The 8,836-nt window shown below is 65.1% G+C and carries 7 protein-coding genes; 1 reads left to right on the forward strand and 6 read right to left on the reverse strand.

Features of this window, described 5'->3' with window-relative positions; translation table 11 throughout:
• Positions 1-72 precede the first annotated feature (72 nt).
• The 6 genes from J1902_RS13305 to J1902_RS13330 all read right to left on the reverse strand — a co-directional run bounded on the left by J1902_RS13305 (position 73) and on the right by J1902_RS13330 (position 7,018).
• The gene (locus J1902_RS13305; protein ID WP_207616791.1) at positions 73-771 is read right to left on the reverse strand and encodes a winged helix-turn-helix domain-containing protein; all 699 of its coding nucleotides are present in this window, start codon (positions 769-771) and stop codon (positions 73-75) included.
• An 11-nt stretch (positions 772-782) separates the two neighbouring features.
• Positions 783-2,132: an allantoinase AllB gene (gene allB, locus J1902_RS13310; protein ID WP_207616792.1), complete on the reverse strand. Its 1,350-nt coding sequence runs from the start codon at positions 2,130-2,132 to the stop codon at positions 783-785.
• Positions 2,125-3,324: a glycerate kinase gene (locus J1902_RS13315; RefSeq protein ID WP_207616793.1), complete on the reverse strand. Its 1,200-nt coding sequence runs from the start codon at positions 3,322-3,324 to the stop codon at positions 2,125-2,127. The genes allB and J1902_RS13315 overlap by 8 nt, the downstream gene beginning before the upstream one ends.
• Positions 3,325-3,350: 26 nt before the next feature.
• Positions 3,351-5,129 carry a glyoxylate carboligase gene (gene gcl / locus J1902_RS13320; RefSeq protein WP_207616794.1) on the reverse strand — a complete coding sequence of 593 codons (1,779 nt, stop codon included), beginning with the start codon at positions 5,127-5,129 and terminating at the stop codon, positions 3,351-3,353.
• Positions 5,130-5,282: 153 nt separating this feature from the next.
• Positions 5,283-6,161 (reverse strand): 2-hydroxy-3-oxopropionate reductase, encoded by an 879-nt coding sequence (locus J1902_RS13325; RefSeq protein WP_207616795.1) that lies wholly within the window; start codon positions 6,159-6,161, stop codon positions 5,283-5,285.
• Between the two features lie 56 nt (positions 6,162-6,217).
• The gene (locus tag J1902_RS13330) at positions 6,218-7,018 is read right to left on the reverse strand and encodes a hydroxypyruvate isomerase family protein (protein WP_207616796.1); all 801 of its coding nucleotides are present in this window, start codon (positions 7,016-7,018) and stop codon (positions 6,218-6,220) included.
• Between the two features lie 971 nt (positions 7,019-7,989).
• Here J1902_RS13330 and J1902_RS13335 point away from each other — a divergent pair.
• Positions 7,990-8,742 (forward strand): hypothetical protein, encoded by a 753-nt coding sequence (locus tag J1902_RS13335; protein ID WP_207616797.1) that lies wholly within the window; start codon positions 7,990-7,992, stop codon positions 8,740-8,742.
• The last annotated feature ends 94 nt before the right edge of the window (positions 8,743-8,836 follow it).

The raw sequence follows: 8,836 nt of genomic DNA on the forward strand, positions 1-8,836 counted from the left end.
CGTTTCAGTCGACTGGTGTTGCCAGCGACGGTCGATCTTCGGCGGGGTGTCTAACTGTTGTAAACAGCGGGGTTAGATGCTGTATTCCGCCGGTCCACGCACTGTTGCGTGGGGTCCTGGTACGAACTGGTAGCCGCCGCCGCGCACCGTGGAAACCACGTGCCGGGCGGCGTGCAGCTTCCGGCGTACCCTTCCAACGTATACGTCGATGGACCGGAATGCCGCGCCGGGGAGGTCAAATGACTCCAGAAAACGCTGCAGTTCCTCGCGGCTGATCGCCCGGGAGCAGTTCACCACGAGGTAGCGCAGCAGCTTGTATTCCATGCCCGTGAAGCTGACCGGGACGCCGTCCAGCAGGACGGTGTCCGCGGCCAGGTCGATGGCCAGCTGGCTGCGGCGCCCGGCCAGGGAGACGGGCCCGACGGCGGCGCTTCCGGCCGCGGGTGCCTCACCGGCCGCAGCCGAGGCAGAGGCGGGCGTTGCAGCGGAGGGTGTACCGGCGTCGGCGGTGTCCTGTGGAGTGCCGCCCCAGGAGACAGCGCCGACGCCGGACTTTGGCGCTCCGTCGGCGGGCCACATGCGGACCTCCGCCGACGGAGCAAGTTTCAGGGCGCGGGCCAGCACCAGTTCAGCTGCCCGGGCCCACACTGCGGGATCGATGTCCTGGTCCTCGCCGGGCTGGACCCACAGGGCCAGCCCGCGGGCGCTCAGCCCGGGACGCCGGGCCACAGAATCGCGGCCCGGCGGCGGACCATAGGCGTTGACGGCCATGGTGGTGGGCCTTAGACGCCACCGCGGCGGATCAGCTTGCCGCCGGGGTTCTGGCCGTCGACCACGGTGCCGCGCAGGAACGTCTTGCGGACGACGCCGGAGAGCGCCTTTCCGTCGTACGGCGTGATCGGATTCTTGTGCTTGAGCTTGGTGACGTCCACCACGAACGCCTCGTCCGGCGCGAAGATGGAGAAGTCCGCGTCGTAGCCGAGGGCCAGCTGGCCCTTGTTGTGCAGGCGGGCCAGTGCGGCGGGCTTCTCGGCCATCCAGGAAACCACCTGTTCCAGGGTGATGCCGCGGTGCCGGGCTTCGGACCAGATCAGGGAGAGCCCCAGCTGCAGCGAGGATACGCCGCCCCAGGCCACGGCGAAGTCGCCGTTTTCCAGGTCCTTGAGGTCCAGGGTGGAGGGGGAGTGGTCGGAGACGATGCAGTCGATGGTGCCGTCCTGCAGGCCCTTCCAGAGCAGCTCGCGGTTGGAGGCCTCGCGGATGGGCGGGCAGCACTTGTACGCCGTGGCGCCGTCGGGGATTTCCTCTGCCATGAGGGTGAGGTAGTGCGGGCAGGTCTCCACGGTGAGGTGGACGCCGTCGCGCTTTGCACTGGCGATCATGGGCAGTGCGTCGGAGGAGGACAGGTGCAGGATGTGGGCGCGGGCGCCGGTCCAGCGGGCACGTTCGATGACCTCGGCGATCGCCTTGTTCTCGGCGCCGCGGGGGCGGGAGGCCAGGAAGGTTTCGTAGTGGTCGCCGCCGGGGTGCGGGGCGCGGTCGATGGCGTGGGAGTCCTCGGCGTGGACGATCATGAGCGAGTCGAAGGACTTGAGCTCGGCCATGTCCTCTTCCATCTCGTCCGCGTCCAGGTGGGGGAACTCATCCACGCCGGAGTGCAGCAGGAAGCACTTGAAGCCGAAGACGCCCTCGTCGTGCAGCGGGCGGAGGTCCGCCTTGTTGCCGGGGATGGCGCCGCCCCAGAATCCGACGTCCACGAACGCCTGGTCCTTGGCGACCACGCGCTTCTGCTCCAGGGCGTCCACGCTGGTGGTGGGCGGGATGGAGTTCAGCGGCATGTCGATGATGGTGGTGACACCGCCAGCTGCGGCGGCACGGGTGGCGGAGGCGAAGCCTTCCCACTCGGTGCGGCCGGGCTCGTTGACGTGGACGTGGGTGTCCACGAGGCCGGGGATGAGGGTCTCGTCGTCTGCGAGTTCGATGACTTCGCGGGCGGACAGCCCGTTGCCGAGCGGCTCGATGGCGACGATCACGCCGTCGCGGATGCCTACTTCGCGGGCGGTGATGCCGGCGGTGGTCAGGATGCGCTGGCCGCGGATGACGAGGTCATAGGCGCCGATTTCTTCAGACATTGAGGTACTCCTTGTTTTCTGTCGCCGTGGTGCTTGCGGGAAGCCCCGCCAGGTGAGCGCCGATGCTCTTCCCCAGCTTTTCGAGCAGCGGTCCTGCTTCAGCAATGCATTTTTCAACGTTGGATTCGAGGTCCGTCAACGCGTGGACCTGCTGGAAACCAGCCCCCACGAGTTGCTCTTCGCTCAGCGTACTGCGGCCGCATACGGCGATGACAGGGACGCCGGCACGCTGGGCTGCCCTTGCCACGCCCATGGGCGTCTTGCCGAGCAGGCTCTGTTCGTCCAGGCTGCCTTCGCCGGTGATGACCAGGTCCGCACTGTCCAGCCGTTCCTCGAGCCCGGTGAATTCGAGCACGACGTCGATGCCGGGCCTGCGGTTCGCGGCCAGTGCCGCGATGGCAATGTAGCCCACGCCGCCGGCGGCTCCTGCGCCGGGTGCGACGGCGGCGTGCTCGGCACGGGTGCCCAGTTCGCCGGCGAGGACCGTGACGAAGGTGGCCAGGGCGAGGTCCAGGGTGATGACGTCTTCCGGCGTCGCGCCCTTCTGCGGTCCGAAGACCGCGGCGGCGCCGCTGGTCCCGAGGAGGGGATTGTCGACGTCGGACGCCAGGGTGAAGCGGGCTTCCTCCAGGCGGGTGTCCAAGCCGGAGAAGTCGATCCGGTCCAGGCGGGCCAGGGCGGCACCGCCGCCGGGGAGCTCGTTGCCCTCGGCGTCCAGGAACACGGCCCCGAGGCCCTGCAGGACCCCGGCGCCGCCGTCGGTGCTGGCGCTGCCGCCCACACCCAGGATGATCTTGCGGCAGCCCAGGTCCAGGGCGGCGCGGATCAGCTCTCCGGTGCCCAGGCTCGTGGCGGTGGTGGACGTCTTCGAGTGCGGGCCGTCCGGAAGCAGCGCGAGCCCGGAGGCTGCGGCCATTTCGATCACGGCCTCCCGGTCGCGGACCGCGAAGTCGGCCTGGACCGGCCGGCCCGTGGGGCCGGTGACGGTGGCGGTCCGGCGGGTGAAGCCGGAGCCGACGGCGGCGTCGAGGGTGCCCTCGCCGCCGTCGGCCACCGGAATGCGGGTGGCCTCAAAGGCTTCACCAGGGCGGCTGGCGGCGAAGCCTGCCAGCAGGCCTGCTTCCAGGTGCCTAGCGACGTCGGGCGCGGACAGCGAGCCCTTGAACTTGTCCGGGGCGATGACCACACGCATTCCGGTACCTCCTTTCAGTTTCTCTACTAGTCCAGCAGGGCGATGATCGCGGTGGGGGCGTCCTCGCCGCGCTCGGCCAGCTCTTCGAACTCGTTCACGCCGTTGATTTCAACGCCCATGGAGATGTTGGTGACCTTTTCCAGGATCACTTCAACCACCACGGGAACCTTGAATTCGCCCATGAGTGCCTTGGCCTTGTCGAACGCGGCCGGCAGGTCTGCAGGGTTTTCCACGCGGATGGCCTTGCAGCCCAGGCCTTCGGTCACCTTGACATGGTCCACGCCGTAGCCGTTGGTCTCCGGGGAGTTGATGTTCTCGAACGCCAGGGACACGTTCTGTTCCATCTCGAAGCCGCGCTGCGACTGGCGGATCAGGCCCAGGTAGGAGTTGTTCACCACCACGTGAATGTACGGCAGGTTGAACTGCGCACCCACGGCCAGTTCTTCGATCATGAACTGGAAGTCGTAGTCACCGGACAGGGCCACAACGGTCTCGTCCGGCTTGCCGCGGACAACGCCCAGGGCGGCCGGGGCGGTCCAGCCCAGGGGGCCTGCCTGGCCGGCGTTGATCCACTTGCGCGGGCCGAAGACGTGCAGCAGCTGTGCGCCGGCGATCTGCGACAGGCCGATGGTGGACACGTAGGTGGTGTCCTTGCCGAACGCCTTGTTCATCTCTTCGTACACGCGCTGCGGCTTGATCGGTACGTTCTCGAAGTGGGTCTTGCGCTGCAGGGAACCCTTGCGTGCGGTGCACTCGGCAACCCAGCCGGAGTAGTCCGGCAGGGACTTGGCCGCCTGGCGCTCGCGTGCCAGTTCGATTAGGCCGTCCAGGGCCACACCGGCGTCGGAGGCGATGCCCAGGTCCGGCGAGAACACGCGGCCGATCTGGGTGGGTTCGATGTCGATGTGCACGAACTTGCGGCCGGCCGTGTAGGTGTCCAGGCCGCCGGTGTGGCGGTTGGCCCAGCGGTTGCCGATGCCGATGACGAAGTCGGAGGCCAGCATGGTCTCGTTGCCGTAGCGGTGGCTGGTCTGCAGGCCCACCATGCCGGCCATCAGCACGTGGTCGTCCGGGATGGTGCCCCAGCCCATCAGGGTGGGGATGACCGGAACGTTCAGCAGTTCGGCCAGTTCAACCAGCTGCGCCGAGGCGCCGGCGTTGATGATGCCGCCACCGGCAACGATCAGCGGGCGCTCGGCTGCGGTCAGCATGTCCAGGGCCTTTTCCAGCTGCTTGCGGCTGGCCTTGGGCTTCTCGACGGCGATGGGCTCGTAGGTGTCGATGTCGAATTCGATCTCGGCCATCTGCACGTCGAACGGCAGGTCCAGCAGGACCGGGCCCGGGCGGCCGGAGCGCATCAGCTGGAAGGCCTTCTGGAAGGCGCCGGGAACCTGGCCGGGCTCCAGGATGGTCATGGCCATCTTGGTGACGGGCTTGGCGATGGACTCGATGTCCACGGCCTGGAAGTCTTCCTTGTGCAGCTTGGCCACGGGGGCCTGGCCGGTGATGCAGAGCATGGGGATGGAATCCGCCCACGCCGCGTACAGGCCGGTGATCATGTCCGTGCCGGCGGGGCCCGAGGTGCCGATGCAGATGCCGATGTTGCCATCCTGGGCACGGCTGTAGCCGTCCGCCATGTGGCTGGCGCCTTCAACGTGGCGGGCCAGCGTGTGGCGGATGCCGCCGTTGTTCCGCATTGCCGAGTAGAACGGGTTGATTGCTGCGCCTGGCAGGCCGAACGCCTCGATGGCGCCTTCCTTTACCAGGATCGCGACGGCAGCGTCTACGGTGCGCATCTTAGCCATGGTGTACTCCTTGAAGTCTTTATTGTGGCCCGGGTTTCCGGGCTCTTGGTGGCCCTTACAGGGCCGAAATGGGTGTGTTTGGGGGAGCCGGCGTCGAAATGTACGACGCCGGCCCGGTGTTTCGTGTCGAAGTGCCCCTTTGCGGGGCCCGGCTTACTTTCGGCCGCTGAGCTGGAGAACCTGCTTGAAGAGGCCGGAGTGGTCGAGGCCGCCGTCGCCCTGGTTGACGGTTGCGGCGACGAGCTGTGCGACGACGGCGCCGAGGGGGACGGCGACGTTGGCTTCGCGGGCTGCGGAGGTGACGATGCCGAGGTCCTTGTGGTGGAGGGCCAGGCGGAAGCCGGGGTCGAAGTTGCGGTCGAGCATCTTCTGGCCCTTCTGGTCGAGGACCTTGGAGCCGGCCAGGCCGCCGCCGAGGACCTTGAGGGCTGCGTCGGTGTCCACGCCATAGGCCTCAAGGAAGGCGATGGCCTCGCCCAGGACCTGGATGTTGACGGCCACGATCAGCTGGTTGGCTGCCTTGACGGTCTGGCCGGAACCGGCGGGGCCCACGTGGACGATGGTCTTGCCGACGGCGGTGAGGACCGGCTGTGCTGCCTCGAAGTCGGCTGCCTCGCCGCCCACCATGATGGACAGAACGGCGTCGATGGCGCCCTGTTCGCCACCGGAGACCGGGGCGTCGAGGGGGCGGATGCCGGCTGCGGTGGCTTCCTCGGAGAGGCGCTTGGCAACGTCCGGGCGGATGCTGGACGCGTCGATCCAGATGGTGCCCTTCTTGGCGTTGGCGAAGACGCCCTCCGGGCCGCTGACTACACCCTCGACGTCGGGGGAGTCCGGCACCATGGTGATGACGACGTCGGCGTCCTTGACGGCGTCGGCGATGCTCGTGGCGCCCTTGCCGCCCTCGGAGACGAGCTTGTCGATCTTGTCCTGGCTGCGGTTGAAGCCGGTGACGGTGTGGCCGGCCTTGACCAGGTTGATGGCCATGGGGAGGCCCATGATTCCGAGACCGATGACTGCAACGTTGCTCATTGTGGTTCCTTTACTGAAAGTCTGTGGTTTTAGCGCGGGTGGGCTATTTGGCTGGCTTAGCGGGCGGCGCGTTCGCGGATGGCCCAGGCGAAGGCGGTTTCTGCCGGTTCCTTGTATTCGAGGCCGATGTAGCCGTCGTAGCCGAGTTCGCGGCTGCGGGCGATCCATTCGCCGAGAGGAAGCTCGCCGGTTCCGGGAGCCCCGCGGCCGGGGTTGTCGGCAATCTGGATGTGGCCGAAGTCCTTGGCGTGGTTCTGGATGACGGATTCGACGTCGTCCCCGTTGACTGCCAGGTGGTAGAAGTCGGCGAGGAGCTTGACGTTGGTTGCGCCGGACTCCGCCTTGACGCGGGCGATGACCTTGAGCGCGTCTTCAGCCGTGAGGAGCGGGTACTTGGGGGCGCCGCTGACGGGTTCGAGGAGGACGGTGCCGCCGATGCGCGCGACGCCGGCTGCTGCCGCGGCGAGGTTTTCGGCGCCGATGGCGTCCTGCTTCTCGGCCGATTCGCCGTCAATACGGTTGCCGTAGAGGGCGTTGAAGGCCTTGCAGCCGAGGCGCTCGCCGATGCCGGCGACGACGTCGATGTTGTCCAGGAATTCGGCGGAGCGGGCGGGCCAGGAAACCAGGCCGCGGTCGCCGCCGGGCATGTTGCCGGCGTTGAAGTTCAGGCCCGTGAGCTGGACGCCTGCATCCTTGATGGCGTTTTCAAACTCGGTGACCTGGGCGTCGGTGGGGACGGAGATCTCGAAGGGCCACCAGAACTCGACGGCGTCAAAACCGGCAGCCTTCGCGGCTGCGGGGCGCTCGAGCAGGGGAAGCTCCGTCAAGAGGATGGAGCAGTTCACTGTGTACGTCATCGTAGGTCCTTCCGAGGAGGGGCTGGGATCTATCTTCCGTTCCGCTTGGCTCTTCGCGAGTTTCCGCTTTGTGGAATTTAGATTCTGCTTTATGAAAAGTTTAGGGAAGGAGGGGGTTGGAGTCAAGAGGAGACGAGACTCAAAGGAAAGGTCCGGGTGGCGGCCGGCGTGGACATCCTTGGGGAAAGGGATTGTCGATGGGTCCGTGCGCAGCTTCCGTGGACTCTGCGCGCTACGGCGTGTCAGCTAAGGTGCGGTGCGGCGCGCAGATGCTCAAGGCGTGTCCCTCAGGGGGTCGCTCGGCGACGACCTCAGTGTCATGGGTGCATCGTTTGTCGGTGCCGCTGCGAGATCCAGTGGGACCACGTTCGCCACCGCCGTAGGGGGCGGATTGGGCGGTCGCGGTCGATTCCGCCGTCACGCCTGCCCACCAAGTGCCCGCAGAACCTTCTCCGCAGCACTCGGAGCGCCGAATCGTATGAAATTGGGCGATGAGCCCTTCGGCGAGGTTATCGGCTGACCCTTAGAGCTGCTGGCTATCCCCAGTTAGGGCAGGGATCTGTTCGCGCACTGAAGGATTGACCCGGCGGGTCGAGCAGGCCGCAGCCCCGTCCGTGAGTAAATAAGGCTCATTCATCCTATGGAGATTCGGGCTCTGGATATCAAGCCCGTCATCCTGCAACCGGCCAATCAGATCGGACGCCAGAGCGTCAATGGCCTTCCGACTACCGGCCTTCGACGGGGGGCTATGAATGCCCTAATGTTGGCTGGTATTTCAACGCCTTCGAACGAATGCATGTTCCGGCCACCCCCAATGCCAAGCTAGCAGCCGATACCGGGGCTGAGCCGTACATCGAGTAGGAATATCTGGCCGACAGCCTTGCGAAACGTACGCTGGGGCGGAACCCAAGGGCGTTGGCAAGCGGGCTTGTGCTCTGGTGCAGCTGAACTCGTCGTGCGAGACTGAGTTGATGGATTTGATGTCAGCGTTTGAGCCGGCGATCCAGGATGATTCAGGCTACCGTGTGCGCAACATTGACCTGGAGTTCCTTGGAATAACTCACGATTCGGCGCGTTTGGTTGTCGTCAAGGAATGTCCCTTGGGGATGGATCCTCCGACCTACGAGATATTTTTCAGTATGCTCGCAGACGCCCTAGATCGGCAGAGTGTGACGGACGCGGACGTTCGTATTAAGGGAAGCTCCGTCAGATTCTTCTCGGGAGCCCATAAGGAAATGCCGTTCGATCGGCAGGAGCTCAAGAATCTATATCAAAAAAGCCATGGAGAGCCGCCGCAAGATGAATGTCTCGATGCAATTGAGTCACGCATTTCTTTACAGTGGCCTGAGAGTCAACAGAGACCTTTGCGAAGAATGTTTGACGTCATGTATCGAACCGGAATTGATTGGCAAATGAGTGACTATGATATCCAGATATCGAGTAATCAAATTGTGAACCTTGTCAAGCGAGGATTGAAATTGGATGATCGGGATTCGGATATGTCTTCGATATTTCATTCCACATACGACTTTGTCGAGAAGGAATATATTGACAGATTCGCTCTTGAGGTGTCCGTATGGATTGATCGTGTGATCGATCTAGTGGGGCGGCCAGTAAGCGCAGCCTGTTTTGAGTCCTCAGGCCCGCCTCCCAAGACTGGGATGTTGTCTAGTCACTACCGGGATGACGACTGGATAGTGATGAAGGGGAGTGGATTCGTGTGATGGTTGCATTCGATTTCATGAATGACCTGCCGGAAGGAGCCTCGGCATGCCCATCGTAACTATGCGCCAGCTGCTTGACAGCGGCGTCCACTTT

The organism is Arthrobacter cavernae, from assembly GCF_017368795.1.
GTDB lineage: Bacteria > Actinomycetota > Actinomycetes > Actinomycetales > Micrococcaceae > Arthrobacter > Arthrobacter cavernae.